This window comes from Paenibacillus sp. 2KB_22, from assembly GCF_052115745.1.
Taxonomy (GTDB): Bacteria; Bacillota; Bacilli; order Paenibacillales; family Paenibacillaceae; genus Paenibacillus.
The window spans coordinates 1,591,185-1,618,021 of sequence record NZ_JBFRHG010000002.1; the positions used below are offsets into that span (position 1 = coordinate 1,591,185).

Here is a 26,837-nt window from a genome sequence, read left to right on the forward strand (position 1 = left end):
AACGTTTGAAACTCCGTTATTTTACAGCCGCAAGCGGAATGAATTTCAGCTTTTTCAGGGAACCGTTCTGGAACTTGCTGCTTTGGATGTAATCGATGAACGCTTTGGTTGCACCGGTTGGTTGACCTTTGGTCATGTAATATCCGATACCCCATACTTTGTAAGTTTTGTTCAATACGTTTTTCTCTGTTGGTGCAACGCCGTTGATGGATACAGCCTTCATTTTGCTGGTTACATAAGGAAGGTCAATATAACCAATCGCATTCGGTGTCGTTTCAATGGTTGTTTTCATATCGCCGCTGGAGCCAACTTCTTTGTAGTTGTCACCTTTGCTCATGAAATCTTTACCGTCGAGCGCTTTTTGCTGGAAGTTGACCCGTGTGCCAGAACCGAACTTGCGGTTAACAACCACGATATTGGCGTTCGCACCGCCAACGTCTTTCCAGTTGGTCACTTTGCCAGAGAAGATATCCTGCAATTGTTTCGTCGTCAGACTGCTTACACCCACATTGGTGTTAACCACAGCCGTAAATACTGTCACTGCTACTGGATTAGCAACCATTCCATCAAATTTCTTGAAGCCAGGCACATCCTTGGATGCGTCCCAGTCCACAGCACCGATGTCGGCAATTCCTTTACGTACAGATTGAGGGCCTGTGATGGAACCTGCGGCAGAAGCCGAGATTTTGACTTTGGGATGATCTTTCTTGAATTCACTCGCAGCTTGAAGGGTTAAAGGAAGCAATGCCGAGGAACCGTTGATGACAATTTTACCTTTCTCCGTGCTCTTGGCAGCAGATGCCGTCGTTGCGCCTCCAAGTCCACCAATTAGCGATACAGCCATAAGCATGGCCGTGAAGGGTTTGATCCATTTTTTCATGTTCGTTGAAACTCCTCTCGAATTATAAATCATTATTTAATATCAACACGTACTTATCACTCATGGATCAAAATCTCACTTCGTAACGGCTCTCCAGCTACCACCCGCTTGAACCAAAACCCGGTCGTTTTCAATCACGGCGATTTGTGATCCAGCAACGGTAATGGAGGATACATCGGAGGATACCGTGTATAGTTTGGTTTGTTTGCCTGTCACTGTGTCGATGGAAAGAATGACGCTATTGCTGTCATCCTGCGCAGCCAGTACGTACAAGACGCCGCCCGACAGAATCACTTGCTCTACATCCAGATCGCCATACACCGTTGTTGCCTTCTGGGATGAATCCACCGATTGCAGCGAAGCATTGCTGTCCTCGGACGGTACACTTACGTAGTAGGCTTTCTGCCCGTCAACGGACCATACAAACACTTTGTCATCCGTTGAAGTCGTTAACTGCACCGCTTCTGGCTTTGATATACCGTTGTTATACGAAAATATTTGCTGTTGATTGGCTGAAAAGTCGATAGACACGTTGTCTTCATCTACGTTGGTAACATCTGAGGTTACTTTGCCAAGTGTCGTCACCGTGTAGATGAATCTTTTGCCATCCGCAGACACATTCAGGTTTTCTTTGTAATCCACTTTATCTTCAACCAGTTTCTTAATTGTGCCATCAGCCAGATTTAGACTCGCAATCACGGATCCCTTATCTCCTTGCAGGAAATAAATTGCACTTCCGTCCGCAGACCATACCAATTCCGGTTTGATGCTCGTGTCATTTGTGATCAATCTCGAAGCCTTTGTCTTCAGATCGATAACGTAGACGGCTCCTTCCGCATTCGTATACGCCGCTTGATCGCCACTCGGGGAAACCACCAGATCCGATCCGCCATCTGTCGTTAACAACAGCTCATATTTACCACTCGTCGTATTCACGAGATAATCCGTTCGACCATTGTCATCACTTTTGGAAGCGATCAGCCTGTCCGCTCCGGCAAAACGGGGATTCTCCGCGCCTTCGAGCAACGCGACCGTGCTAACCTCAAGCAGTCCGCTTCTCTTGACGATTGTACCGCCAACGCTGGATACCAATGGTCGGAGCGCAACGTAGCTTGTACCTCCAATGATTGTAACCGGTTGATTCAAATTGACTTGGTTGCCATCAACCAGAAGTTGTTTGGCATTATTCTGGAGTGTGACCGTGTGACCATTTAGCTTGATCACCGTTGTTCCACTATGTACTTCCGCTTGCGCACCGATGGCCTTGATCACATCACGAAGCGATACCAGTGTCTCGCCATTCTTCACGATGGAACGAACGATAACGCTACTTCCGTTTATTGTAAGCGTGGAGTTCTGCACCTGAGCTGTACTAGCCGCAGGTTTCACTGCTGGAGCAGCTGATACTGCACTGACCACAGAAGTGGTTAACACTGTGGCTACCATGGACACTACTAACACCTTTTTCATTGACATTGGCTTTGGTCACCCTTCTTTTCTCCATATAATTTGCCTTGTATGCCGTGCCCTGCTGTCTGGTATGCTGCATGTATCATCCATATGAGAGCTTGTCCGTCTCATCCCCCTTAACTTCCACGTTCATAGTAAAAATGACCTATTACGTTTGTAATTATAGGAGCGAATTGTAAACGGGAATTCCTGGAATCGTTAACAAATTGTCAATGTTTTCATATCAACACATTCATATGATTAAATACATCAAAATGACCCATACGTAATGTATGGGCCCTTGCTTTTTTCGCACATTTTCTCACACATTATATTGTCGCAAACACCTTATCGAACCCAGCCTTCGACTTGGCAAATAGTTCATTCGTACCAAGATTTGATGCCGGTGCCAGTACTTCCTGAGCCACGACACCATTGTAACCAATCGCCTGCAGATTTCTCAGAAATCCGCCCAGATCAATGACCCCTTCGCCGGGATACAAACGCTCATAATCCAGCAATTCTTCAACAGGAAGATCATAAGCATCGTTGATATGCACATGTACAACCTGCTCTTTCTTCAGCTTCAACAGATCTTCCATCGGTAAACCATTCGTATGCCAGTGATAAGAATCTACGAGCAAGCCTACATTAGGCGCATGGATCGTCTCGATCCAGTCCAGCGTATCCTCTACACGCCAGATAAACGGATTCTTCCATTGCGTCCGCAAATGATGGCATCCTACAAACTCCAGACCCAACTTAATCCCGTATGCATCCAAGATGTCTGCGCAGAGTCTCAGGCGTTTGGTAGCCGCTGCCATAAATTGCGCTGCCGGTTGATCCGTTGACGGTAAAATATACGTACAACAGCTGTAACAGTCCAGCGAAGCAGAAGCTTCGGCCATAGCGACCAACGATTGCAATCCCTCACGGAATTGTTCATCTGTTGTCCGCCACTCCACCGTCAGGCCCGACGAACCGATGATCACCTGATTGCTTTCCAGCAGATGTTGTGCCTGTTCTTTGCCATACGTTTCAATCAATGAGAGCGGATTCAAATCTACAGATCCGAATCCGTGCTTGGCCGCATCTGTGATATATTGTTCATCAGACTTGATGTTGCCCAGTCCCGCATTCGTTAACCCTCTAATCATCCCAATCTCCTCCTGTGACTCGTCTGGAATTACAGCTTGTCCAACCTTTCCTGTCTCCCTTAACCAACACTCGGGCTTGAACAGGCTATCATTTTATAATAACAGTACTCTCTCAAAAAGAAACCATCATATCTCATTCTTGTATAATAAAGCACGCTATTACAGCCCTTTCTAACATCTGATCCTCTACTGATAAAAAAAAGAGGCAACAACGTTAATTTAACGTCATTACCGCTCTAAATTCTCTATTTCACAGCTTCAAACGTATGCCGGTTACGTGGAATCTTAAGCCCCAGATTTCCCCGGAGTGTCTCATCCTCATACTCTGTACGGAACAGCCCTCGTTCTTGCAGAACCGGAACAACGAGCTCCACGAAATCTTCCAATCCATTAGGCACCACAGTACGAACATTGAATCCGTCTGCCGCTTCGCCTTCAAACCATTCCTGAATCTGATCAGCGATCTGATCCGGTGTACCAATGAACGATGTACGCGGGGTAGATGCTAACAATGCTACTTGGCGCAGGGTCAGACCCTGTTCCCGTGCCTGCTGCTTGATCTTATCTGTTGTACTGCGGAAGCTGTTGCTGCCGATCTCCCCAATCTCGGGGAAAGGTTCGTCCAGCGGGAACTGGGAGAAGTCGTAATGATCGAAGTAACGTCCCAGATAATTCAGCGCCTGATCTATGCTCACCAGTTCGGCAATCTCCTGATACTTCTGCTCAGCCTCTTCCACTGTTCTACCAACAATGGGGCCGATGCCAGGGAAGATCAGGATATCCGCTGCCTGACGTCCATATGCCACTGCTCTTGCCTTCACATCCCGGTAGAACTCCATTGCTTCCTCCAGCGTCTCATGTCCTGTATAGACGGCATCCGCCGAGCGGGCAGCCAGATCTTTACCAGATTCGGATGAGCCTGCTTGGAAAATCACCGGATGACCCTGCTTCGAACGTCCCACATTAAGGGGACCCTGTACGGAGAAGTGCTTTCCCTTGTGATTCAGCGTATGCAGCTTGGCAGGGTCGAAGAATACGCCCTGTTCCTTGTCCCCAACAAAGGCATCGTCCTCCCAGGAATCCCAGAGGCCTTTGACCACATTCAGATGTTCTTCCGCAATTTCGTAGCGCAGCGCATGGTTTGGATGTTCGCCTTTGCCGAAGTTCAGTGCCGATCCTTCCAAAGGTGAAGTAACCACGTTCCATCCAGCCCTCCCGCCGCTCAATTGATCCAGCGAAGCAAATTGCCGCGCAACCGTGAACGGTTCACTATAGGAAGTAGACAATGTAGCAACCAGCCCAATATGGGAAGTGGCTCCGGCGAGTGCGGACAGAAGTGTCAAAGGTTCAAAGCGATTGAGAAAATGAGGATTGGACTTCTCATTGATGAAGAGGCCATCTGCAATAAAGAGCAAATCGAACTTCCCTTTTTCCGCGATACGTACCTGCTTCTTGTAGAACTCCAGACTAACGCTCGCGTTAATGGGAATATCCGGGTGACGCCAAAAGGAAATGCTGTTACCCACTCCGTTCAGATTGGCTCCCAATTTCAATTGTCGTTGCGACATATATATCCCTCCCTAAGTTGTGGTAATGACCATTCAGTTCGAATATCCTTTTTATCTATAGAGTCATTTCATCATTTCTTTATGCCGTTTCCGCCAGCTTCTGATGTTGCCATGCTTAATCCCGGTGCATCCGCCGGTTTCACATCACTTACCCGGACTGCCCAAGCCGCTCCCAGCAGCACAATCCCTGTGAAGAGAAAAATAAACGGAATGCCGATCCATCCACCCAGAAAACCACCGATTAACGGTCCGAGTACAATACCGAACTGACTCGCCGTCTGACTCAGACTGACAGCCCTCCCACGAAAGTCGTGATCAGCATACTTGATGATCAGCGCATTAAGCGCAGGATAAACCGCGGCAAAGAACAGACCATAGACAAATCGCAGGCTGCCAAAATAAATCAGATTCGTTGCTGTCATTTGCAGCAGGCTGCCAATTCCACCGCCGATCAGACCGATAAACAGCGTTTTCTCGTATCCGATCCTGCCACCAATCTTCCCCCATCGGGGTCCCATAATGACGGTAGCCACACCAATCGCCGAGAAGACAATGCCCGCACTAAGTGTTGCACTGCCAACATCTCCCCCAATCTGGACGACATAGAGCGTTAGCACCGGTTCGATGATAAGCACGGAGGTCGAGACTAGGAGAATCAAACCGTAGATTCGCATCAAGCCGGACGTGGAAGCTGCTCTTTTCAAATCCCCCATGATCTTCGTTGGAACGATTGTACGAGCTTGTCGTGCCTCCTTAACACCGAGGACCATCAGAGCCGCGATCAATGTAATGACAGCCGATGCAATGAAACACCCCCGCAGTCCAATCCAGTGACTCAACACACCACCGGCAAGAGGACCAAGAATCCCGCCCGCAGCACTGGCCGTGGAGATCACCCCAAGTGCATAACCCACATGTTTCTCCGGAGTATTGGTGCCGATCAGTGTAATCGAGGCGGGATGAAAACCAGCCATAAGACCCTGGAAGACCCTCACCGCAATAAACGTATATGGATCGTAAACAAAGAAGTTAGCCAGATGTGCAATGCCTAGCCCAACTCCTGAACGAACCAGCATCAGTTTACTGCCATATCGATCAGCCATGGATCCCCAGAAGGGGGCGCATAATCCACTGATCAGAAAGCTGATGGAGATCGAAATACCGGACCAAGCTTCCAGACCACTCTGGATACCGAGATCATTTTGAAGGAATATAGGAAAGAACGGAACGGACAGCGAGTACGCCATATGATTGAAAAACAGGCCGAACCACAGAATATACAGATTTCGCTTCCATTGTGGCATCATGGCATTCTCCATAATATATAATTCCTATATAAAAAGTAGGTTATTATCCATATTAGGGTACCGTCATCGGAAAGTATAATAGAAAAGTTCAATAGACCCATTCAACAATTAAATGAATGGGTCTGTTAGATAAGTTGTAATCCCCAGATTTTTTTCTGCCCTCTCCGTTTCTGTGTAAAAGAATAGTTCAACTTATATAGATGTACAGTAAAAATTACTGCAATTGAACCGACATAAATACATCGATCTCATCTTCACTATCCAATATAAATCCAAATCGTTCATACAATCGCCGAGCAGGACTTCCCTGCAAAACATTTAAAACAACCTGTTTCCCCTGAACTTCATCCTGTTCCAACAGCATGTTCAGCACCTGAGTTCCTATTCTCTGACCCTGATAATCGGGATGTATGTAGAAATGTTCCAATAGATATACCTCAGCCTTGGGCTTCAAGGCGACACAACCTACCATTGAACCCTTTACTTCAATAATCCGCGTATGGACAGGGTCGAAGGTATTTCGGAAACGTTCACGCACTTTCACATCATCGTACCTTCCCAACCTGGTTAGATCATCGTATAATACCAACGCCCTTAAATCAGCGAGTTGCTCTTGGTCTGCCTGCACAGCTTGACGCATTATTATTTGGTTCATAGATTGGGTTCCTTTCCATTGAAGACACGCTAAATTTTGAATGTCTTATCGCACGATAGGGATAGACACTCAAAATCATACCTTTGGCAGCTGACTTGAGCAACATCGGATTTTAGAATGTATTATATTTTTCAAACTTCATTAACTCCTCAAAAAATAAAAAAAAGCCCAAAAAGGACAGTGCAGTCTTGCTTATACAAATAAGCGAATCCGCAGCCGTCCCTTCCGGGATGCACATTATTTAATAAAACTACGAAGCATGTGAAACTTGTGCCGCATGTTGCAATGCTTCCAGACCCAATGCGAGCGCACCACATAGACCTGCATGTTGGCCTAATCCGGGCTGGACGATATATTGGTCAATATGTTGCGTGATTGGAGCAGCATTCACGTAACCATTGAGATTCCGTATAACCCTCTCCCGGATCAGTGGAAACAGATGATCTTGCTGCATCACACCGCCACCCAAGATGATCTTCTGCGGCGAATGAAACAGGATGGCCGTGGTGATCGACTCCGCAATGTAAAAGGATTCGATCTCCCACGCCGGATGATCTGCCGGCAGTTCACTACCAGGGATCTTCCATCGAGCTTCAATGGCTGGCCCTGCTGCCATTCCCTCCAGGCAATCGCCATGATAAGGGCATAATCCATTAAAATGATCGTCCGGATGGCGTCTTGTGCGAATATGTCCACCCTCGGGATGTAACAACCCATGTACTCGTTGGCCCCCTGCCACAAGTCCGACACCAACGCCTGTGCCAATCGTGTAATATACACAATTGTCCAGTCCTTGCGCTGCTCCCCACGTCACTTCTCCCAGCGCGGCAGCATTCACATCCGTATCCCATCCGATAGGAACCGGAAATTCATGCTTCAAGGTTCCAACCACATTGCAGTTCCCCCACCCAGGCTTAGGTGTTGTTGTAATATAACCATAGGTCGGACTATCCGGTTGCAGATCAATCGGACCAAAGGAGCCTATCCCCATGGCTTCCACACCTTTATCCCTGAAATAGTCGATTACCTTGGTAAGTGTTGTCTCAGGGTGTTCTGTTGGAAAGCTGATCCGATCTTCTATGTGTCCATGCTCATTCCCTACACCACATACAAACTTCGTTCCGCCCGCTTCTATGGCTCCAATACGCATCGTTCTGCACTCCTTCCCTTCATTACAATTAACCTTTAGCCTTAGGCGATGATATCTCATAGATATGAAGTGAAGAGAATACCAGATCAGTATTTTCGGCATGAGCAAAGATGCCCTTGGAATCCACATCGGGATAGATCAGATCCGTAATAACGGCCTGACCATCATTTGCAAATACCTCCACAGATGAATGATCTACAAAGATACGCAAACTTTGATTTCCATTCACTTCTTTTAATTCAGCTGTATGACGGCTCAGGAAAAGTTCATGAAAATTGCCGATGCCCGATCGACTACGATCAACGTACACTTCACTTCGGATCGAGTCTACACCAACGACCGTCTCGTGATCTGCGCCGCTTCTTAGCGCAAAATGGAACGACTGATCCTGAGCCCACTCTGCATGGATCTCATAGTTCACTAGTTGCAAAGCGTTCAACTGCTCACTCACTTGCTGAATCGAAGCATCCTGTAGGGACAATACTGGCGTACGGGCTTGCTCAAGTTCACGTGCAGGACGTTGAATCAATATAACTTCTCCCGCTCTTGTCTCCAGTGTCAACTCCCGGGCAATGGTCATTGCTCCACGGTAATTATTGGTTGGCGTCTGGTTAGCATACATCCAGTTGCTCATCCAGCCGATAATGAGGCGTCTTCCATCTTCCTCAGGAACGTCAGACCAACTAACTCCTGCGTAGTTATCCCGACCATAATCAATCCAGCGAACCGTATGGGATGCCTCGTCTGGGACAAATGTAGTTCCATCAAAATCTCCGGTAAAATATTGTGTTCTGGAGCCTTCAATAAAAGCAGGATCTGCACCGATGCTAACGAGCATCACCCATTTCTCCTGCCCTGAATCTCCATCCACTGCAAGTGGGAACAGGTCGGGGCATTCCCACACGCCATCGTGTGAACCAATCCCGGCGCCAAATTCACTTCCTAACGTCCAATCCTTCAGATTGGGAGAACGATACAGACATACCGTTTGACCACAAGCGATAATCATAATCCACTCTTTGGTCTGCTCATGCCAGAACACTTTGGGATCACGGAAATCAACAAAGGACTCATGCTTCAATACCGGATTACCCTCGTACTTGGTCCAGGTTCTGCCGCTGTCTTTGCTATATGCCAGACTCTGGGTTTGTATGGCATCTTGGTTTTTAACTTCAAGATGATGGGTGAAAATAGCAACCAGTCCTGGCTCACCCTGAAAGAATCCAGTCGTATTCTTCCAATCCACTACGGCGCTTCCCGAGAATATAGTGCCATTCTCATCGGGGAGTAAGGCTATCGGAAGTTCCTCCCAGGAGATCAGGTCCCTGCTCACTGCATGGCCCCAGTGCATGGGGCCCCATGTGGTTCCATGTGGGTGATGCTGATAGAACAAATGATACTCTCCATTGAAAAACACCATGCCGTTAGGGTCGTTCATCCACTTCTCTTTCGGTGAAAAATGGTATTCATTTCGGTAATCTTGTTGTTGAATCGTCGACATTATGGTTTCTCCTCCGTACTTTTCTTTATTGGTTATTACGGTCATATCCCGCTTGTTTAATCTGTAGCCATTCTTGCAATCCAAGGCGATCCAGCTCTTTCAGATAAGCATCCCATTCCTGATCTACTTTCCCGTTCTGATACCATTCTGTACGCAGACGCAGCACATAGGCGAACAAATCAGTCTCAATGGTGGAAAGGCGGTCGAGTTCATCGATTGAGAAGAACACGCTTGGATAGACGTTATCTGCTTTCATGTGTGGAACCATATATTTATCGAGCAGTTCCATACGCCATGCAGCATCTTCCGGTTTGGTGGTGTATTTGTCATAATAACTGTCGAGAATGGCCAATGGTCCCGCGATACTTGTCTTTTGTCTGAGTTCCACAGGTGCAGAGCCTTCCAGCGGAAGATGCTTCAACATGCCCTTGGCTTCATCGAATTCAAATATATTTTGCTGACTCTCGTCTCCATACGTACCCCAGTTGTTCTGCACAGATTGGAGCGGATCGTACAATTGGTCTACCCACTTTGCTGTGGATTCCAAATTTTTATTGCTGCTGGTAATGACCATGCGACCACGATCAAGACCGATGCCATTTGTTCTTGTGACATTAATCTCTCCATCAGGTCCGGCAATTGGAGGCAGAACATCATACGTATCATTCATGCCTGTAATGTTGGCTTTATCCCATGTGAAGTACATACCGTACTTGTTGTCCTTGCCTTTTGCCAGATACGTGTTCCAATCCTGCTGATACGATTCAACATCGATGAGACCTTCCTGAACCAGTTCGTGAATGTACTTAACTGCTTCCTTGTAACCTGCATCGGCTGCTGTGAAGACTACTTTCCCTTCATTCGTTACTACGGTATGATCCCAGTTCTCCCCGAGTCCAAATGCGGCAAAGAGAAATGTCAGATCTTCTCCGCCTGGTTTGTTAATAAAAGACAGTGGAATTTCGTCAGCCTTGCCGTTGCCGTTAGGATCTTGGGTTTTGAACGCGATCAGTACTTCTTTCAACTCTTCGGTAGTCGTCGGCATCTTCAGTCCGAGCTTGTTCAGCCATTCCACATTAATCCAGGGCAAGTTATCCACTGCCTGAATTCGTTGTTTGCCACTTCCGAGTTCTTCAATCCATGGGAATGAATAGATATGTCCGTCCGGAGCTGTAATCATGCTCTTGTATTCAGGAGCTTCCTCCAGCACCTTTTTCAGATTGGGCATGTGTTGTTCAATCATGTCTTCAAGTGGAATGATCGCCCCGTCCTTCGCCAGTTTCAGGAGATCATAATCCCCATAACCTGCATCAAAAATGGCATCCGGCAAATCACCGCTGGCAACCGCCAGATTTCTTTTTTCTGCAAACACATCACTCGTATAGTTCTTCCAGTTGATATGCACATTGGTTTTCTCTTCGAGTCGCTTGTTAATCAGCTTGTCGTTTGGATCAGCGGGAGCCAGCGGAGAGCTCTGTGTTATAAAATTCAATGTCACCTTGCCATCAGGTGATTGCGCCTCACTTGCTGCGCCTCCTCCACCCCCGCCACAGGCGGTTAGAAAGAGCATTGCAGATAACATGGAAATGGATGCCGTTGTAACGGCTTTTCTGGACTTGTTCACTTTTTTCATATTAATGACCTCCATGAGTTGGATTGGATCAACTTACTGTATCGCAGGCTGTTCACTATTTGAGGGAACCGACCATGACACCTTTTTCGAAGTACTTCTGGAAGAACGGGTACATGATGATGAGGGGCAGACTCGAAATGACAATGGCTGAATATTTAATCATCTCGGAGAGCCTTTTCAGTTCCGCCATCGCGAGTTGGTCACTGATCATGCCTGGTGCAGCCTGATTCTGAATCAGAATGGAGCGCAGGACGAGCTGTAACGGATGGAGATTCGGATTATCCAGATAGATCATCGCATCAAAGTAGGAATTCCATTGCCCAACGAACGCATAGAGGGCGAGTACAAATATGATGGGCTTCGACAACGGAATGACGATCTGGAAGAAAATCTTCATCTCGGAAGCGCCATCCACGTTTGCGGCTTCTTTCAGTTCTCGAGGGACTCCTTTGAAAAAGGTTCTGGAGAGAATGATGTTCCAGACGTTAACGGCTCCAGGGATAATGATCGCCCACACCGTATCCAGCATGCCGAGATTACGAATAAGTAGATAGGTCGGTATTAATCCCCCGCCGAAAAACATCGTAATGATAAAGATAATCATGAAAAAACCACGTCCCGCGAGCCTATCATCCGACAATGCATAACCTGCAAATATGGATACGGTCACAGTGATCAGTGCAAAAGAAACCGAGTACAATACCGCATTTGCAAACCCCCGGATCATGGCTGGATTAGACAAAATCATCTGATATCCGTCCAGACTCCAATCCGATACATTGAAGGACAGTCCACGATTCAATAGCACAGTGGGGTCCATGAATGAGGCGATAACAATATAAATCAGGGGAACAACCACAACCAGTACAGCACAAGTGAGAAAAATGGCATTGAGTGTGAGGATCAATCGATCCATCCCTGTGTGTTTAACAACCATGGATAATACTCCTTTCCTAATAGAGGCCTTCGCCTTCATTCAATTTCTTCACGATCAGATTCACCGTCACCAGCAAAATCACATTGATAACCGAGTTGAACAATCCCACAGCCGCAGAATAAGCGTAGTCTCCAGACTGCAACCCCACTTTGTAGACATACGTGGCAATAATCTCGGAGGAAGGCAGGTTCATCGATGTCTGCATCAGATAGGCCTTCTCAAATCCAATGGACATAATGCCCCCAGCTGCCAGGATAAAGACGATGGCCATAATCGGGCGAATCGTTGGAAGATCAATGTGGCGAATACGCTGAAGGAGATTGGCTCCATCCAGATTAGCCGCATTGTGAAGCTCGGGGTCAACATTGGCCAAAGCCGCAACGTATATGATGGAAGCCCAGCCGGCTCCGGTCCAGATATCGGACAAAATGTAGATCCAGCGGAAATATTCCGGTTCAGACATGAACATGATCGGCTGACCTGTAATCCATGTGGCTAATTGATTAATTGGGCCTGTCGGTGAGAGGAAGATGAACAACATACCTACCACGACAACAACCGAGATGAAATTAGGTGCATACAGAAACAACTGGATATTTTTCTTCACGCCAGCTTTGCGTACCTGATTCAGCATGAGTGCCAGCAAAATGGGCACCGGGAAACTGAATATCAATCCCAAAAAGCTGAGTTTAAGCGTATTCATTAAAATGATATCGAAATTGGGTGAAGCTATAAATTTCTCAAAATGCTTCAGTCCTACCCAATCACTTCCCATGATGCCTTTGATCGGACTGAAATCCTTAAACGCAATGATGGCTCCGTACATCGGAATGTACTTGAAGATAAGAGTCAAAATTAAGGCTGGTGCAAGCAACATATATAAAAAGTAATTTTTTTTGAGTTGCTGCAACCTATGACCGCTTGTCGTCCTCACTTTCAGTACCCTTCCTTCGCCCTTTTTGCTGTCGGCTATGTTATCCAACACGATACCCCCGTTCATTCTAGAAGTTGACAATTGTTTTCGGTAAGGGCTTTCAACATTTACAATTGCCTATTTAATAATTTACAATTTATCAGGTTTCAACGGATTTAGTCAATACGTTTTGTAAAAAATATTTGTGCATTTGATTATTTTATCTTTGCATTAATGTAACTAAATCGCACTGAAATTGCATATAATTCGCACTGAATCGGTGATATAAACATAGATATTTCTTTATCACCGCTGATATTCATCCAATCACATTACACTTGTAACAAAAATTTTGGAATAATCATGTAAATGAGATGTATGTTTCGAATTGTAAACAAAATTGTGCATTTGTAAAGTAAAGATTGCTATTTGTCCCGTTCTATTATACATTTGACTTAGAGAAGAATATGGATGACTATTGATTAGTAGAGGTGAAGCATGAGATGGCAAAGGAAAAAGTCACGATACAAGACATTGCTGATGCTTTGGGGATCTCCAGGAATACGGCTTCCAAAGCATTGAACGATAGCGGAAACATCCCGGATGAGACTAGAAACCGTGTAATTAAAAAAGCAATTGAACTTAAATATAAACAGTTCGCCTATATGGAAAATGAGCTTGTTCTAACCAAGGCCCCGGGCAATATCGCCTTGTTAACTGAAAATCTGCCTAATACATCTCACTTTGGTTCGTTGTTAATCAGCGGTTTGGAGAAAAGAATCAGTGCGGAGGGATACAATCTCTCGATTCATATCGTGCGTGAAGAAGATCAAGATGCGCTTACACTTCCCAACAATTTTGATATTGCCAAAGTAGACGGCATCATTTGCATTGAATTATTTGATCTGGAATACACTCAGCTGATTACCGATCTGGGCATCCCCACGATCTTTATCGATTGCGCTTCCAACATATGTTATCCCGAATTTCAGGCAGATTTGCTCCTTATGGAGAATGAACACAGCATCTATCAGATAACCACAAAATTAATTGAGAGCGGCTACACAAGTATCGGATTCGTTGGAGATTACAATCACTGCAAGAGCTTTAATGAACGATGGGTTGGATATCACCGGGCTATGCTCGAATCGGGGTTGCAGGTAGACCTATCTCATTGCATTGTAGATAATGATCGCCTATGCTTCTCCAAGCCAGGATGGTTGAACCAGCGGGTCGCAGAGCTGACTTCCTTACCTTCCGCTTACGTATGCGCTAATGATTTTTTAGCAGTCGATCTGATTAGGGCTTTGAAAGCCAGAAATGTCGCTGTACCACAGGATGTTGCGATATGCGGATTCGATAATGCCCCCCAATCCCGAATTATTGAGCCTGCATTAACGACAGTTCATATTTACAGCAATGAGATGGGCATCAAGGCTGCGGAGATGCTGTTATCCCGGATTAATAGCCCGACACAGCCGTATCAGGTCTCCCATATTGTAACCAATCCCATCATCAGGGAGTCTACGCCAGCAATCATGGCCGATCCTTCTCAGATGGTTCATAGTTCTGCAAAATAAAAAAAAACGTATGTCTCACGAGTAACAGCTCGTGAAGCATACGTTTTTTTGTGGTTTCGACTTGGCTGGATGGAAACTCTATCCTATCCAGCGCGGCCTAGAATAGAAATCATCTCGCGATTAGATTTCTTTCAAGATGCCTTTTACCAAACCAATAAAGGTTGTTTTCACTTGGGCAGCCACTTCAATGACTTCGTCATGACTTAACGGCTGATCCAGAATGCCACAGGCCATATTGGTCAGACAGGAGATGCCCAGTACCTTCATACCGCCATGGATGGCAACGATGGCTTCAGGTACCGTAGACATCCCCACTGCATCCGCACCCATCGTACGAATCATGCGAATCTCTGCTGGTGTCTCATATGCCGGACCACTCCACCATGCATAGACACCTTGCTGCAGACCAACATTTTGCTCTTCTGCAACCTTAAGCGCAATGCTGCGAAGCTCGCGATTGTATACCTGTGATACGTCCGGGAAGCGCACACCCAGTTCAGCATTATTCGGTCCCATCAACGGGTTGTTGCCCACCAAGTTAATATGATCTGTAATCAGCATCAGTTGTCCCGGCTCAAAGCTTGTGTTGATGGCTCCGCAGGCATTGGTGATAAGCAACTGCTCGACACCCAGCGCCTTCATGATACGAACAGGGAAAGTCACTTCATCCAATGTAAACCCTTCATAGTAATGAAGGCGGCCTTTCATCGCTACAACCGTTTTGCCCATCAGTTCACCAATAACCAATTCATTGGCATGACCGATTGCCTCGGATTGTGCAAAATAAGGAATTTCTGTGTAAGGAATAACCGTCGCATTTTCAATCTCGTCCGCGAGCGCTCCCAGCCCCGAACCCAGAATCATGCCTATGGCCGGTTTGGAATGGATTCGGTTTAATATGTAATCTCTTGCTTCCTGAATATGTTCGGATTGATGCATAATGATATCCTCCTGATGATCTCAATTGAGTTAATGAGGTCTTACTTATCAAGTGTAATGAACAATGGTCCTGATGTAAATGGAAGCTGTTCTATCTGCAATAAAAAAACGACCCTGCGCTCCAGAATCGTTTAAAAACATGGACATACCCTATTCCAATGTATATTTGTTTCTACTTTTCATGTAATCGATTGTCATGATCAGCAACAGCATGAATGTAGCAAACATCAGCGGTTTGGCAAAAGTGCCCTCTTCAAAGATATAATAACTAAATGTAAAGTTCCCGGCAAAAGTAATTAAATAGTTGCGGATGTAATCCATCTTCTCATCTCTTTTCAGGACAGAATTTGGTCGCCATTTCTTACCTTACTCTATCATATATTTCCATATAGAACCATATTTTGATTTAGCTACGAATATGGTGTTCAATCACACACGGAATAGCCGTCTTTATAATGTATATTGAGTACAGCAAAAAATCGGCCACATCGTGACCGATTTTCTCCACTTACCTAATGTTCAGGACATAGGATTAATGATGCGCCAAAATGATTCCTTAGGCTGCAACTGTTGATCAAAAACAAAGGGCCAATTTTTGCGTCCGCGAACTGGGAAGTGGTCTAACCAAGTATAATTGTCGGCCACTCCCCAGAACGTCACAGAGGTAATGGATGATTTATACTCACGGAACAGATCGAAGATTTCTTCATATCGACGCTCCTGTAGCTCAGCCATCTCCGAAGTTGGTGCAGTAAGATCGGTTCGACGATCCTCATAACGGAGCACCGACATATCCAGCTCGGTAACATGCAATTGCACATCGAGTGAAGCATAACGCTCAATAGCCATTCGGATCTCCTCAATCGAAGGACCATGAATATTCCAATGTCCCTGCATGCCTATTCCATGTACAGGCGCTCCCTTGTCCAGCAAAGACCGAACCAGATTGTATATCTTCTCCCGTTTTACCGGATCGGTCTCATTGTAGTCATTATAGAAAAGAAGCGCATTGGGATCTGCTTCATGAGCCATACTGAATGCTTGCAGCAGATAGTCTTCTCCCAAAATCTCTAGCCACTTCGTGTCCCGCATGAATAGGTCAGTCTTATCTTCAACGGCTTCATTGACGACATCCCACGCATATATATGCCCCTTATACCGACCTACTACCGTATCGATATGTTGCTTCAAGCGAGATAATAACAATTCTCTGGAAGCGGGAGCACCGGAGCTATCCTCAAAGACCCATTTCGATGTCTGATTGTGCCAAACAAGGGTGTGTCCGCGAACCCCAATTCCTTGTGCAACAGCAAAATCAATAATTTTATCTGCCGCCTCAAATGTATAACGTTCCTCTTCCGGGTGAATTTCTTCGAATTTCATCTGATTTTCAGCCGTGATGCTATTGAAGTGTTTGGCGATAAATTCCCCTTCGGATTGCAACATGCCTGTATGTACAGCAGCACCTATTTTGAACGTATTAGCGTACGCAGCATGTAGTGATGGAATTTCTGTTGGCATTTACAATTCCTCCCTGCCCAGTTTTATTCATCATATCTTTTGTTGAATGCGCTTACAATGAACAAATTATACTTCTTCCCCCTCATATTTAACTATTTATGAATCCTGGGCCCTGTTCGCAAAACAAAAACACCTCCACGTTCGTTCCGCTGCTCATCGCAACAGAACATTTCTTCGAAGGTGCTTTGTGATCGTGATGTTATTTAAATTCAACTGCTATACGAAGATAGTATGAAGCGTTACAGCTTGTCCACCTGTAATAAGGTCACCTGTTTCACTGTACATGCCGGGTTAATTTGCTCCTCGGACAGAATGTTCAGCTTGATGAGGCTTTTCAGCTTATGGCTGTCGACCTTGGACAACAATCGCCAGATGTCCGGGTCTGGAAGAGAAGCATACAGCTTCTGATCATCGTATTCCTTCCGGTTCTGCAGCACTGTTTTCACGGTGTAACCACCAACCTGCGTCTCATAGACCCCTTGTTCTGCACAATACGCGACAATCTCATCTCGTAGTACAGACAACTGCTGCTCAATATCTTTTTGCTGCTGCTTCAGGTCAAAGTAGGTTTGTACTTTCTGCTCCATATCGATCACGCTCCTCTATTAACATAGGTATGCGAGGATCGCTAATTTAGGACAGGGGCTGTTTATTTTATTCACACAAATGCGGTCTTACTCTCATTCAATCGTATACTGTCGTCATTGATATTCCGTGACTATGATTACAGCAGGTGTTCATTCAAATATGGATTATGCACAGCCATGCTGTGAACCCTTTCCATTACATCTGGCCCCATGGGTACATGCCCAACGCGCCTTAACAGAATCCAGCGCAGGCATGCTATGGCTTCAAAGACCCGCCCTTCTTCCTGCGTATACGTGTAACTTGCAGAACATGCAAATGCAGCCCGATACATCTCGCCGTAACTTACCCCATTATAGATGGTGATAAGAAAAACAGACCATGCCATATCGTACCTTGGATCACCGTATTGCCCATTGGTCCAATCGATAATGGTGTAGTGGTCGTCCATTTCAAGAATGTTTCCCAGATTATAATCGCCATGAATCAGACATTCCTGTCTGATCTGGACATGCTGGGTCAAGTTTGCTAGAAGATCATTTATATCTCCATGTGACTCAATCTGAGGAAAAAAGTATTCAACAAAATCGCATCTGGATATGTATGCTTCATCTTCTCCAGCACCCATTCTATTCACCGGATAACGATGAACCTCCATTAATCGCTCAGCCAACTGTGTCAGTTTGGGTTGTGTTAATTGGGTAACCGGCTCTCCATCATAGTTCGTTAACAGCACCTGATTCTGTTGGTCGTCTAATCCCCAACCGCAGGGCTGAGAAACACCAATTCCACTTTGATAGAGCTTGGATAATAATCGATATTGTTTGGCGATATCCGGCTTGGAATCCTTGTCCCAGACCTTCAATACGTACCGCTGCTCACCCATTTCAATTCTCATTACACTAGCTTCCAGTCCAGGTGACAAGGGAATGATCTGAAGCTCCTGTTCAATCACCTGCTGGACACGATCATCCAGTTGTATCCAATCTATCTGGCTAAGTCCGGTAATCATCGTTCCCCTCCATCCTTCCATCTCCTGCCGATCTTTCCATTTAGTCAGGTAGAATAAGTCCTTTGCCAATGACATTGGCGGATACCGGCTGCTTGCCCAATTCTCTGGCCCATACCGATAGCTGTCCCATATGGTGAATCTCATGGGCGATCACATGTCGCATGACTTCTCCCCATGAATCTGTAGCGACATTGCCACCTGAGCGATGATCAATATAAGCTCGTTTTTCCATACTCGGCTCCCATGCTGTTACAAATGCCTCCACATCCGGACGTAACTTGTGATCGAATCGCCTTACCGCCTCAAGGTTCTGGTAGTTTGCAAAATCTTCCGCAACATCCGGTTTGCCCTGAAGCAACTGAAGCCAGCTCCACTCTACATCAATGATATGAAACAACGTTTGTAATATGTTACCTACTCCGCCCGTACGAGGCCGAAGCAATTCTTCAAGCGGTACATCTTCACACCAGACATACCATTGCTCACGCACGATCCAGTTGTAACGAAAGAAAGTTTCCATTGGTATATTCCCCTTTTCATTTGTGCTTTCAGAGAGATTTGATCAATTCTGTATTGGCAAAGGTATCAGTAGAATGTTCAAGATCACCATAAATTCCGCTGATCTGACTAAATCCGGATTTGATCCAGAAGCGTAATGCAGGCCAATTTTTGAGCGCCACGTTAATTCGAATTTCCTTGTAACTTAGCTCGGAACAATGGAGAGTCAGTGCCTGAATTAATTCTTGTCCATATCCCTGCTTCTGGATCTCGCTCTGGATATATAAAAATTCGAGATAGATTGAATCCTCGGAGGGATACCCATGGTACACACTTAACAAACCAATATAGCGGTCATCCTCATTCGTGCGAATGGATTGAATTCGATAATTCTCCAGCCTGCCTCCCGGCGGAAGGTGGCCTTCTTCAAAACATTTTTTCACATAATCCAGATCATGCTCTCGTCCATCCCATTGATGTAGGTACCGACTAGTCTCATATATGGACTCAAGTTCAGGAATATCAGACTCTTTCACGTCCGAAATCATGAGCCTGTCTGAGTTCCATTCTACTGGAAGTTGTTTCATCGTCATCACTCCATCTTTACGTTCTAGTTAATTTCTTTTTTATATACAAGATTACATGAATACCTGCATAAATAAACAGGACATTGAACAAATATAGAAGTACATTTAAAGAGATGCCAGATATAAACCAGATTGTTCCGTCCGAGTTGGCATCATGATAATCCGTAAAGAATCGGATCGGGAAACCATACTCTGTTCGGAGCGGTCCATCATCTGTATATAAAGTTCCAGGAATACATATGACGGCTAATACAGCAAGCCAGGCTGATAGATTCATTATTCTTTTGTTAATTGCCAATACCTCTCCTCCTGACGAATCAATTTAATTCAACTCTTTCTGCTTCGCATCTTTAACCAAACTTCCAATCCCATATCAATCAGTACAAATAGAATAGCAGCAAGGACGCCGAATAAGGTCAGAACTAACGTCTCTTTGATATTCAGTATTTCTTCCCCTGCCCCCATGAGCACATAATAGATATACATACCTAAAACTCCAGCACATGCATAACCTAATATCCTTGTACTTAGATACAACACATGATTAACGAATTGTATTCGGCTGAGAAGATAGTCCAGCAATATCGATAACGGCAGCCCGATCAATAGGATCAGCGGAGTCGCGTATACCAGATAAATAATAATGTAAAAATCAAAACTGTATGATTCATTCATTGATATGAGACTTGCAGCCAAAGTAAAACAAATGATGGTTAGAACGGTTGTTATCAGCTTCCTTCCCATGCTCATGTGATCACTCCAATAGAGTTATCTCTATTCATTGGATGTGCTCATGCATCAGATTTTGCCGGTTGCCATCCAATTTCTTGAGACCAAATATGTGCTTTCTGTAATATGCTCCACACCGTCGGTCCTTTTCCTTCAACATACTTGGGACGCTGATCTTTATACAATGACATGAGTCTGTGCTTTTCTTCCGCATATTTCAAACAATCTTCTGGATGCTCCCTTAGATAGTCTCTGAACAGCAAGGTCATCTGCTCGGAGAAACCTCCTGCCTGTCTAACGTGCGTATGTATCCTTCTACTCCCTGGCACTTCCCGAAAGTAACGTTTGGTCTGATCTGGATTATCTGCTCTGAATACAAATCCGACGGTTTCGATCTCACGCTTGTAGTCCAACAGATTCTCATAATTAGAAACAGATATTTGTATATCGATAATAGGTTTAGCGTCCATTCCGACAATTGAAGTAGAGCCAACATGATCGATCCGCACAGCCTTTTCTCCTAATGCTGCTCTTAATTTCGAACCCGTTTCGAGAAACAAATCACGCCATGCCGGATCATACTTTGCAATTCTCCATTGATCCTCCATACAACTCCTCCTTGGTTATTCAATCAAGCCATATAATTAAATAACACGTTCTTTCAACCTTTTGTTACAGTTAGATTATTTAGTGATGCCATATAGATAATATTTAGTTTCTCATAAATCAAAAAAAAGGGAAGGTCCCTTAGGCCCTCCTCTTCACTTCTTAATGATATTCACACTTGAAATTGGTAAACTCAGCCGAAGCATCTTGTCCACTCGCGTATAAACCAATAAGTACGCCTGTGAATCCTCCTGCTACTTCCGAGGAAAGATATCTCGTCTGTGCCGTACCTAGCAGAATCTCTTCATCCTCTGCTTGAAACAAGAAGCTGTAGCGTTCCTGACTTGAGCGGATGACCAGCGTTGCATGCTGTTTATTTCCCAGATCCACTCCATGTTCAATGGATTTGATATCACCGATATTCAGACGCTCAATCACCTTATAGCCATCCTGCTCCTGACGAATAGCCACTTCATAATGATGATTTTCATCCATATAGATGGTGATACCGGCTTCTCCACTTGTCAGACTAACATCGACTGAGATGGTGGCATTAAAGTCTTTCTGACGTAACCCGATGAACGTCGGAGATGCTGGAACGTCCAGCGTTACATCGGTCCCTGTTAGCGTAAGCTTGTCTGATTCAAGCTGATAATGCTCTGTATTCGGATGACGAAGGTAACACCAGTCGAGGTTCCAGTTTGTATTTTCAAACGTATAATGCTTCTTATCCTGCTGGATCACCGTTTCAGGAATACGATTAGTCTCAAAACTCGTCAGTGTCGTGCCTTCATGCCCGGCTGTAAACCATCCGTCTTCATCAAATGTAATTGGCGTCAGGAACACCTCACGGCCCAGATGATGGTACGTAGCCCATCTGCCAATCTGTCGGAATCCCAGGTGAAAGAGCCACCAGTTCCCCCGATCATCCTGAACCAGATCACCATGCCCCACACCCTGAAGCTCATAACCGCCCAGATTGCGATTGGTCAGAACCGGATTGTGCGCATAAGCTTCAAATGGACCTGAAGAAGAAGTGCCTCGAGCATACGTAACCATATGACCATATTCGGTGCCGCCTTCGGCTGCAAGCAGGTAATAGTAGCCGTTCATTTTATACAGATGCGGACTTTCCAGATATCGTCCACCTGTTCCGTTCCAGATGGTCCGACCTGGCGTCAATTTGCGACCTGTTTCAATCTCAATCTCACTCTGGACAATCCCGCCAATGCCTTGATCATCAACCCCGTTACTCATAAACAAGGTCTTTCCGTCTTCAAAATACAAATCCGGATCGATTCCACCTTGATCCACATAGATAGGTTCAGACCATTCTCCGTAGATATCGTCCGTCCAGACATAAAAATTCTGATGCGTCGTATCGTTGGTTGTGACCATATAAAAACGCCCGTCATTATGCCTGATCGTTGGAGCAAATACGCCTCCGGAGCTATTCACCGTCTCGAGCTGAATCTGGCTTTTACGAGTGAGGCAATGACCAATCTGCTTCCAATTCAACAAATCCTTGCTTTCAAAGAGCGGCACGCCCGGAAAGTATTGAAAAGAACTGCACACCATATAGTACGTATCGTTGACTTTAATCACACTAGGGTCTGGATAGAAACCTTTTACAACAGGGTTATTGTATCTCATTACTCCACTCCATCTCTTATTTTATAATTCACAAATATAAGAATTTAACTTTGTAGCAACTAAAAAAAATTAAACACCATTAGCCATAAACTTGCAATGAATCTGGATTGCATCTTCGAGCTAATTTAATTAAATTAATATATATGTGATTTTAGAAGATTGAGAGTAGGGAGTTGTTGTACAGATGATCAAAGCAAATGGAGAGCCCCGGTTCCTTCCTTTATATGAGGCGCTGGCAAGCGAAGTCAGATGGAGAATCATGGATATGATTGCAGATCGTGAGAAGAATGTGAAAGATATTGCGGCAGCATTAGAGCTTAGCCCGTCCATTGTCACGATGCACATTCGTAAACTGGAGGATGCGGGTCTCATTGGGAGCAGACGCGTTCGGATCAACGGAGGAACACACAAATTATGTTACCTCAAGCAAAATCATATTGAGATTGAGCTGCCATCCGTCAATCGAACTTCACGAACCAGAGAGCAGACGATATCCGTCGGTCACTATACTGCTTTTGATATTCACCCTACCTGTGGGCTAGGCACACTTGAGAAAGAGATCGGCGTGTGGGATGATCCGCGTTACTTCCTTGATCCCGAGCGGGTACACGCTGCAATTCTGTGGTTTGGGAAAGGTTATGTTGAGTATAAAACATCTAATTTCTTACTTCCTGACGAGACTACAGATGCAATAGAGATTTCAATGGAACTGGCATCTGAAGCTCCGGGATTGCGGGACCATTGGCCTTCAGATATTCAATTCACCTTTAACGGTATTCCGCTTGGAACGTGGACAAGCCCTGCCGACTTCGGCAGAGCAGCGCGAGGCAAGTATACACCAGAATGGTGGCATCGCAATGTGAATCAGTATGGATTATTGAAGACCATCCGTATCGATACCTCCGGTACTTACATGGATGGAGAGCGGATGTCTGACATCACACTTGCGGATATTAAGCTGGATGAGCCATTCTGGACGCTTCGATTTACAGTTGACGAGGAAAGCCCCAACGTAGGCGGATTAACGATTTATGGTGCCGGTTTTGGTAATCATGATCAGGATATTGTTATTCGTGTATTGGGTTAATTTTTTCACCTAATCGATTAACTTGATTTTCTCAAAAACATTATATTTCTCCAGATCTGAAGTAATTGCATAGGGCAGGTAATGATATAATTCAGATCTGGTTGCCCACTTGTATTCACTATGTTCTTCTGAAAGATTCACTTGATGATCTTTGGTTCTGCACAAATACATTAGAAGAATGACCTGTCGATGAGGATCGGTAAAGAACGTATTAGCAAACAGTAATTCATCTATTTGAACTTTAATGCCAACTTCCTCTCTAGCTTCACGAATCAGAGCCTCTTCCAATTCTTCTCCGAAGTGAAGTTTCCCCCCTACTGTCTCCCAACTTCCCGCGCCTACCTCATCCACTAGTGAGCGCTTTACAATTAACACTCTGCCTTCATTCTCGATTAGTCCTTTTATGACAGTTACCATTTTATTTTCCAAGTGCTTAATCGCCCTCCCCCTTTTTGTACTAGTAATCAGTTTATGTTTGGAACCATCTTCTTAACTGATTAATATGAGCTTGATGATAACGGTTATGGTCAGCCATGTGCCATAATCCCCAACGGATCGTAGCTTGCTTTTCGTTCTGATGTCCAAAAGTAACGACTCGATCTAGATCAGCATCCGCTAAATGTGTGCATGTCTCTTTTAGAAGGGTTAATACACCCTCATATTGAGAGATAAGTGTGTCACGTGCCACACCTTGAACCAGCGGGAGTCTATTATTTGCATCGATCATAGGGCCATATTGCTCTATTAAACGCTGAGGAAGGACAGCTCCCTTTATTCTATAAACCCAATTCATATCAACGAACGTAATATGTCGGATTAATTGAGCTGTACTATTAAACTGGTTGTTTTCCCCTTTGTAATCCACTTCTTCTTGCGACATACCTTCTGTAATTGATTTAAGTCGTTGGCTATTTTCTGTTACAGCGGATAATAACATCCCAACAACAGGTGTCATATTGGCTTCCCCTTGTAGGTCGTGAATCATAGTCATCACTCCTCCTTTACCTTCGCTCTTTCAATAAGTCTTTTATTTCCCTTAACTCTGATAATATTTCTTTTGTGTGCTGACTATTTTTTGAGTTATCTATTCCAACTTTCACAACATAAATACCGAGGAACAGATAAACCACCAACATAATGATCATTCCCATGTGCATTTCTCCTTCCCAAAAAACAAAACGCTGTTACGAGAATCACTCTCCCATGTACTCTCTCTCCAACTGATTCCCATGAAATGCCTTCAAAATAAAAGCCCGATCCGGAACGTTCAACCGTTCATACGATTGCAGATACTCCCTGTTGTCATATGGAACGCCAATGAATTTCACATCAATGTTCCCCTCTTGGAGATCCACAATGCCATATCTGGCAATGGCAAGATCATTACAGCCTAAAGCTCCCGGATTCATATAGATTCGTTGATCTGTCCTATAATAATGAAGAATATGATGATGACCAAAACAAACCAAATCATGGGCCGTCCCTTGATACTTCGCATCCAATTTGGTTCCGGATGATTCTTTATCGATGACATCCAGCTTGTCGTTGCTCATATGATAGTGAGTCAAAAGGAACCGACGTCCTTCGACCTCTTTTTCAACAAACTTCGGTAGAGCCTGAATTCTCTTGATCGACTCTACACTTAGATGTTGACCTATCCATTCGTGGTGTTCAGCCATGCCTTTGTGCCCTTCTAATGGTCCCTTATGTTTGAGCAAACTCAATACGGCCTCTTCGTGATTCCCGGAGATCGCTATCATATTTTCACGGCTGTACAACATCTCAATCACTTCATTAGAGTAAGGGCCAATGCCGATCATATCCCCCAAACAAAATGTATGCTCAATGTCTCCTCTGGAATCCATATCAGCCAATACCGCTTGAAGCGCAGGAACATTCCCATGGATATCGGTTAAGATGGCAACCTTCATTGTGATTCCTCCTCTGGAATGTACATCGTCTGAATCTCCTGTACGCCCGGAATAAACCCCAGATTCAGATATACGGACTCCGCATCATTCCCTTGCATCACATACAATCGCAGAACAGGATATTTACCCTTAAGTTCATTTAATGCTCTCTGTAACATCAGTGTAGCAAGCCCTCTGCCCCTATATGCCGGCCGAACCCCGATGCTATATACGGCAGCCTGATTATCCTGCAAGCACAAGCGACAATTGGCAATAAGCTGTCCCGTTTCCTTATCGTATACAAGCGTGGAAGCTTGGGTCAGCATTTCATTCGTATAATTAGGGTCATCGCTAGGTATAAAATCTGAAAGAGAGGTATGTTTTCTTCGCGTAGCTTCAAGACTTCCTGCAAAACTCTCCATGTCACATCTGGCAATCTCATCTTCATTCACATATCTTCTGTTGCCGGTTTCGCTCTCGATAATCTCTGGACTCTTCACAGTTACCCTGCTGTCCCATTCGATGTCAAAATGATCAGTAGGCCGCTGCATCCAGCGACATCTGAACTCCACTGGCCAGAACCCAGCTCTGGCGAACAGATCGACTTGGTCCGGGAGAATCTCAAAGGTCAGAATGCGTTTCGTGCGATCCGACCACTTTACTAATGTATGCTTCAGAAGTTTCAATACCTCAAAGCACTGCTGGAATGGCGGGATAAAAAACAAATGATACATCCGGTTAGGCTCCATTCTCACGCCACCTATTTTGCTTTCCCCTTTGTAAATCCAGTAGGCACTGATCTTGGAAGAACTGAACTCTTCTTCCCTGAAAAATCCGACATAACGCATATCATAATAAACCGTGCAAAATAATCCCCATTCGGCAAAATCAGCTCTGCGAATCGAATATTCATCCGACAGATCATATTGAAGTATATCTGTGGACCATTCCGTTATACTCATACGTCATTCCTCCTTAAT

29 protein-coding genes are annotated in these 26,837 nt (G+C 45.0%); 2 read left to right on the top strand and 27 right to left on the bottom strand.

Translation table 11 applies throughout. From position 1 onward, the window contains the following. Window positions 1-16: 16 nt before the first annotated feature. From AB4111_RS18100 to AB4111_RS18150, 11 genes are all read right to left on the bottom strand, one after another. Entirely contained in the window at window positions 17-880 is an 864-nt protein-coding gene (locus AB4111_RS18100; RefSeq protein ID WP_124115738.1) for a phosphate ABC transporter substrate-binding protein, read from the bottom strand. Between the two features lie 75 nt (window positions 881-955). Beyond that, the gene (locus AB4111_RS18105) at window positions 956-2,356 is read right to left on the bottom strand and encodes a stalk domain-containing protein (protein ID WP_442032638.1); all 1,401 of its coding nucleotides are present in this window, start codon (window positions 2,354-2,356) and stop codon (window positions 956-958) included. A gap of 302 nt (window positions 2,357-2,658) precedes the next feature. Next, window positions 2,659-3,486, bottom strand: coding sequence for a sugar phosphate isomerase/epimerase family protein (locus AB4111_RS18110; protein WP_442032639.1), 828 nt, complete (start codon window positions 3,484-3,486; stop codon window positions 2,659-2,661). 245 nt (window positions 3,487-3,731) lie between these two features. Next, the gene (locus AB4111_RS18115; protein WP_442032640.1) at window positions 3,732-5,054 is read right to left on the bottom strand and encodes an LLM class flavin-dependent oxidoreductase; all 1,323 of its coding nucleotides are present in this window, start codon (window positions 5,052-5,054) and stop codon (window positions 3,732-3,734) included. Window positions 5,055-5,125: 71 nt separating this feature from the next. Beyond that, on the bottom strand, window positions 5,126-6,361 hold the full coding sequence (locus tag AB4111_RS18120; protein WP_442032641.1) for an MFS transporter: 1,236 nt from the start codon (window positions 6,359-6,361) through the stop codon (window positions 5,126-5,128). 214 nt (window positions 6,362-6,575) lie between these two features. Beyond that, on the bottom strand, window positions 6,576-7,016 hold the full coding sequence (locus AB4111_RS18125; RefSeq protein WP_442032642.1) for a GNAT family N-acetyltransferase: 441 nt from the start codon (window positions 7,014-7,016) through the stop codon (window positions 6,576-6,578). A gap of 250 nt (window positions 7,017-7,266) precedes the next feature. Then, the gene (locus tag AB4111_RS18130) at window positions 7,267-8,166 is read right to left on the bottom strand and encodes an ROK family protein (RefSeq protein WP_442032643.1); all 900 of its coding nucleotides are present in this window, start codon (window positions 8,164-8,166) and stop codon (window positions 7,267-7,269) included. 28 nt (window positions 8,167-8,194) lie between these two features. Next, complete coding sequence (locus AB4111_RS18135; protein ID WP_442032644.1) at window positions 8,195-9,667, bottom strand: glycoside hydrolase family 32 protein; 1,473 nt, start codon at window positions 9,665-9,667, stop codon at window positions 8,195-8,197. 25 nt (window positions 9,668-9,692) lie between these two features. Continuing rightward, window positions 9,693-11,300 carry an ABC transporter substrate-binding protein gene (locus AB4111_RS18140; RefSeq protein ID WP_442032645.1) on the bottom strand — a complete coding sequence of 536 codons (1,608 nt, stop codon included), beginning with the start codon at window positions 11,298-11,300 and terminating at the stop codon, window positions 9,693-9,695. A 55-nt stretch (window positions 11,301-11,355) separates the two neighbouring features. Next, window positions 11,356-12,237, bottom strand: a complete 882-nt coding sequence (locus tag AB4111_RS18145; RefSeq protein WP_036617174.1) for a carbohydrate ABC transporter permease — start codon at window positions 12,235-12,237, stop codon at window positions 11,356-11,358. Window positions 12,238-12,253: 16 nt separating this feature from the next. Beyond that, window positions 12,254-13,114: an ABC transporter permease gene (locus AB4111_RS18150; RefSeq protein WP_339243173.1), complete on the bottom strand. Its 861-nt coding sequence runs from the start codon at window positions 13,112-13,114 to the stop codon at window positions 12,254-12,256. Window positions 13,115-13,653: 539 nt separating this feature from the next. On the opposite strand from AB4111_RS18150, the gene AB4111_RS18155 reads away from it, so the two are divergent. Next, window positions 13,654-14,730 carry a LacI family DNA-binding transcriptional regulator gene (locus AB4111_RS18155; protein WP_442032646.1) on the top strand — a complete coding sequence of 359 codons (1,077 nt, stop codon included), beginning with the start codon at window positions 13,654-13,656 and terminating at the stop codon, window positions 14,728-14,730. Between the two features lie 120 nt (window positions 14,731-14,850). On the opposite strand, the gene AB4111_RS18160 is transcribed toward AB4111_RS18155, so the two are convergent. From AB4111_RS18160 to AB4111_RS18210, 11 genes are all read right to left on the bottom strand, one after another. Next, window positions 14,851-15,669, bottom strand: a complete 819-nt coding sequence (locus AB4111_RS18160) for a purine-nucleoside phosphorylase (RefSeq protein WP_442032647.1) — start codon at window positions 15,667-15,669, stop codon at window positions 14,851-14,853. Between the two features lie 150 nt (window positions 15,670-15,819). Further along, entirely contained in the window at window positions 15,820-15,990 is a 171-nt protein-coding gene (locus AB4111_RS18165) for a hypothetical protein (RefSeq protein ID WP_347397592.1), read from the bottom strand. 198 nt (window positions 15,991-16,188) lie between these two features. Further along, window positions 16,189-17,190 carry an endo-1,4-beta-xylanase gene (locus tag AB4111_RS18170; RefSeq protein ID WP_442032648.1) on the bottom strand — a complete coding sequence of 334 codons (1,002 nt, stop codon included), beginning with the start codon at window positions 17,188-17,190 and terminating at the stop codon, window positions 16,189-16,191. A gap of 239 nt (window positions 17,191-17,429) precedes the next feature. Further along, complete coding sequence (locus AB4111_RS18175; RefSeq protein ID WP_083657139.1) at window positions 17,430-17,777, bottom strand: hypothetical protein; 348 nt, start codon at window positions 17,775-17,777, stop codon at window positions 17,430-17,432. 137 nt (window positions 17,778-17,914) lie between these two features. Continuing rightward, a complete protein-coding gene (locus AB4111_RS18180; RefSeq protein ID WP_442032649.1) occupies window positions 17,915-18,787 on the bottom strand; it encodes an aminoglycoside phosphotransferase family protein in 873 nt (290 codons plus the stop codon). Between the two features lie 40 nt (window positions 18,788-18,827). Beyond that, window positions 18,828-19,307, bottom strand: a complete 480-nt coding sequence (locus tag AB4111_RS18185; protein ID WP_442032650.1) for a DinB family protein — start codon at window positions 19,305-19,307, stop codon at window positions 18,828-18,830. A 28-nt stretch (window positions 19,308-19,335) separates the two neighbouring features. Further along, window positions 19,336-19,872: a GNAT family N-acetyltransferase gene (locus AB4111_RS18190; protein WP_442032651.1), complete on the bottom strand. Its 537-nt coding sequence runs from the start codon at window positions 19,870-19,872 to the stop codon at window positions 19,336-19,338. Window positions 19,873-19,888: 16 nt separating this feature from the next. Further along, window positions 19,889-20,170 (bottom strand): hypothetical protein, encoded by a 282-nt coding sequence (locus AB4111_RS18195; RefSeq protein ID WP_442032652.1) that lies wholly within the window; start codon window positions 20,168-20,170, stop codon window positions 19,889-19,891. 29 nt (window positions 20,171-20,199) lie between these two features. Then, entirely contained in the window at window positions 20,200-20,622 is a 423-nt protein-coding gene (locus tag AB4111_RS18200; protein ID WP_442032653.1) for a hypothetical protein, read from the bottom strand. 41 nt (window positions 20,623-20,663) lie between these two features. Further along, window positions 20,664-21,209, bottom strand: a complete 546-nt coding sequence (locus tag AB4111_RS18205; protein ID WP_442032654.1) for a GrpB family protein — start codon at window positions 21,207-21,209, stop codon at window positions 20,664-20,666. A gap of 160 nt (window positions 21,210-21,369) precedes the next feature. Further along, on the bottom strand, window positions 21,370-22,860 hold the full coding sequence (locus tag AB4111_RS18210) for a glycoside hydrolase family 43 protein (protein ID WP_442032655.1): 1,491 nt from the start codon (window positions 22,858-22,860) through the stop codon (window positions 21,370-21,372). Between the two features lie 184 nt (window positions 22,861-23,044). On the opposite strand from AB4111_RS18210, the gene AB4111_RS18215 reads away from it, so the two are divergent. Further along, window positions 23,045-23,947 carry an ArsR/SmtB family transcription factor gene (locus AB4111_RS18215; protein ID WP_442032656.1) on the top strand — a complete coding sequence of 301 codons (903 nt, stop codon included), beginning with the start codon at window positions 23,045-23,047 and terminating at the stop codon, window positions 23,945-23,947. 9 nt (window positions 23,948-23,956) lie between these two features. Here the strand turns inward: AB4111_RS18215 and AB4111_RS18220 are convergent, their stop codons facing one another. Genes AB4111_RS18220 through AB4111_RS18240 form a run of 5 tightly spaced genes read right to left on the bottom strand, consistent with a single transcriptional unit; the run spans window position 23,957 to window position 26,819 of the window. Then, window positions 23,957-24,376: an NUDIX hydrolase gene (locus tag AB4111_RS18220; protein WP_442032657.1), complete on the bottom strand. Its 420-nt coding sequence runs from the start codon at window positions 24,374-24,376 to the stop codon at window positions 23,957-23,959. Between the two features lie 40 nt (window positions 24,377-24,416). Then, complete coding sequence (locus AB4111_RS18225) at window positions 24,417-24,932, bottom strand: DinB family protein (protein ID WP_442032791.1); 516 nt, start codon at window positions 24,930-24,932, stop codon at window positions 24,417-24,419. A 16-nt stretch (window positions 24,933-24,948) separates the two neighbouring features. After that, entirely contained in the window at window positions 24,949-25,098 is a 150-nt protein-coding gene (locus AB4111_RS18230; protein WP_167483655.1) for a hypothetical protein, read from the bottom strand. Window positions 25,099-25,140: 42 nt separating this feature from the next. Then, window positions 25,141-25,878, bottom strand: a complete 738-nt coding sequence (locus tag AB4111_RS18235) for a metallophosphoesterase family protein (RefSeq protein ID WP_442032658.1) — start codon at window positions 25,876-25,878, stop codon at window positions 25,141-25,143. Beyond that, the gene (locus tag AB4111_RS18240) at window positions 25,875-26,819 is read right to left on the bottom strand and encodes a GNAT family N-acetyltransferase (RefSeq protein ID WP_442032659.1); all 945 of its coding nucleotides are present in this window, start codon (window positions 26,817-26,819) and stop codon (window positions 25,875-25,877) included. Before AB4111_RS18240 ends, AB4111_RS18235 begins: the two co-directional genes overlap by 4 nt. Window positions 26,820-26,837: the final 18 nt, after the last annotated feature.

Excerpts from the sequence above, each read along its gene's own strand:
- AB4111_RS18115 (WP_442032640.1), bottom strand. The coding sequence starts at position 5,054 with ATGTCGCAACGACAATTGAAATTGGGAGCCAATCTGAACGGAGTGGGT.
- AB4111_RS18180 (WP_442032649.1), bottom strand. The coding sequence starts at position 18,787 with ATGATTACCGGACTTAGCCAGATAGATTGGATACAACTGGATGATCGT.
- AB4111_RS18155 (WP_442032646.1), top strand. The coding sequence starts at position 13,654 with ATGGCAAAGGAAAAAGTCACGATACAAGACATTGCTGATGCTTTGGGG.
- AB4111_RS18125 (WP_442032642.1), bottom strand. The coding sequence starts at position 7,016 with ATGAACCAAATAATAATGCGTCAAGCTGTGCAGGCAGACCAAGAGCAA.
- AB4111_RS18190 (WP_442032651.1), bottom strand. The coding sequence starts at position 19,872 with ATGAAACAACTTCCAGTAGAATGGAACTCAGACAGGCTCATGATTTCG.
- AB4111_RS18225 (WP_442032791.1), bottom strand. The coding sequence starts at position 24,932 with ATGATTCACGACCTACAAGGGGAAGCCAATATGACACCTGTTGTTGGG.
- AB4111_RS18210 (WP_442032655.1), bottom strand. The coding sequence starts at position 22,860 with ATGAGATACAATAACCCTGTTGTAAAAGGTTTCTATCCAGACCCTAGT.
- AB4111_RS18160 (WP_442032647.1), bottom strand. The coding sequence starts at position 15,669 with ATGCATCAATCCGAACATATTCAGGAAGCAAGAGATTACATATTAAAC.
- AB4111_RS18100 (WP_124115738.1), bottom strand. The coding sequence starts at position 880 with ATGAAAAAATGGATCAAACCCTTCACGGCCATGCTTATGGCTGTATCG.
- AB4111_RS18145 (WP_036617174.1), bottom strand. The coding sequence starts at position 12,237 with ATGGTTGTTAAACACACAGGGATGGATCGATTGATCCTCACACTCAAT.
- AB4111_RS18215 (WP_442032656.1), top strand. The coding sequence starts at position 23,045 with ATGATCAAAGCAAATGGAGAGCCCCGGTTCCTTCCTTTATATGAGGCG.
- AB4111_RS18110 (WP_442032639.1), bottom strand. The coding sequence starts at position 3,486 with ATGATTAGAGGGTTAACGAATGCGGGACTGGGCAACATCAAGTCTGAT.
- AB4111_RS18235 (WP_442032658.1), bottom strand. The coding sequence starts at position 25,878 with ATGAAGGTTGCCATCTTAACCGATATCCATGGGAATGTTCCTGCGCTT.
- AB4111_RS18135 (WP_442032644.1), bottom strand. The coding sequence starts at position 9,667 with ATGTCGACGATTCAACAACAAGATTACCGAAATGAATACCATTTTTCA.
- AB4111_RS18170 (WP_442032648.1), bottom strand. The coding sequence starts at position 17,190 with ATGCCAACAGAAATTCCATCACTACATGCTGCGTACGCTAATACGTTC.
- AB4111_RS18230 (WP_167483655.1), bottom strand. The coding sequence starts at position 25,098 with ATGGGAATGATCATTATGTTGGTGGTTTATCTGTTCCTCGGTATTTAT.
- AB4111_RS18175 (WP_083657139.1), bottom strand. The coding sequence starts at position 17,777 with ATGGAGCAGAAAGTACAAACCTACTTTGACCTGAAGCAGCAGCAAAAA.
- AB4111_RS18240 (WP_442032659.1), bottom strand. The coding sequence starts at position 26,819 with ATGAGTATAACGGAATGGTCCACAGATATACTTCAATATGATCTGTCG.
- AB4111_RS18150 (WP_339243173.1), bottom strand. The coding sequence starts at position 13,114 with ATGTTGCTTGCACCAGCCTTAATTTTGACTCTTATCTTCAAGTACATT.
- AB4111_RS18205 (WP_442032654.1), bottom strand. The coding sequence starts at position 21,209 with ATGGAGGATCAATGGAGAATTGCAAAGTATGATCCGGCATGGCGTGAT.
- AB4111_RS18200 (WP_442032653.1), bottom strand. The coding sequence starts at position 20,622 with ATGAGCATGGGAAGGAAGCTGATAACAACCGTTCTAACCATCATTTGT.
- AB4111_RS18130 (WP_442032643.1), bottom strand. The coding sequence starts at position 8,166 with ATGCGTATTGGAGCCATAGAAGCGGGCGGAACGAAGTTTGTATGTGGT.
- AB4111_RS18140 (WP_442032645.1), bottom strand. The coding sequence starts at position 11,300 with ATGAAAAAAGTGAACAAGTCCAGAAAAGCCGTTACAACGGCATCCATT.
- AB4111_RS18120 (WP_442032641.1), bottom strand. The coding sequence starts at position 6,361 with ATGATGCCACAATGGAAGCGAAATCTGTATATTCTGTGGTTCGGCCTG.
- AB4111_RS18105 (WP_442032638.1), bottom strand. The coding sequence starts at position 2,356 with ATGTCAATGAAAAAGGTGTTAGTAGTGTCCATGGTAGCCACAGTGTTA.
- AB4111_RS18185 (WP_442032650.1), bottom strand. The coding sequence starts at position 19,307 with ATGGAAACTTTCTTTCGTTACAACTGGATCGTGCGTGAGCAATGGTAT.
- AB4111_RS18165 (WP_347397592.1), bottom strand. The coding sequence starts at position 15,990 with ATGGATTACATCCGCAACTATTTAATTACTTTTGCCGGGAACTTTACA.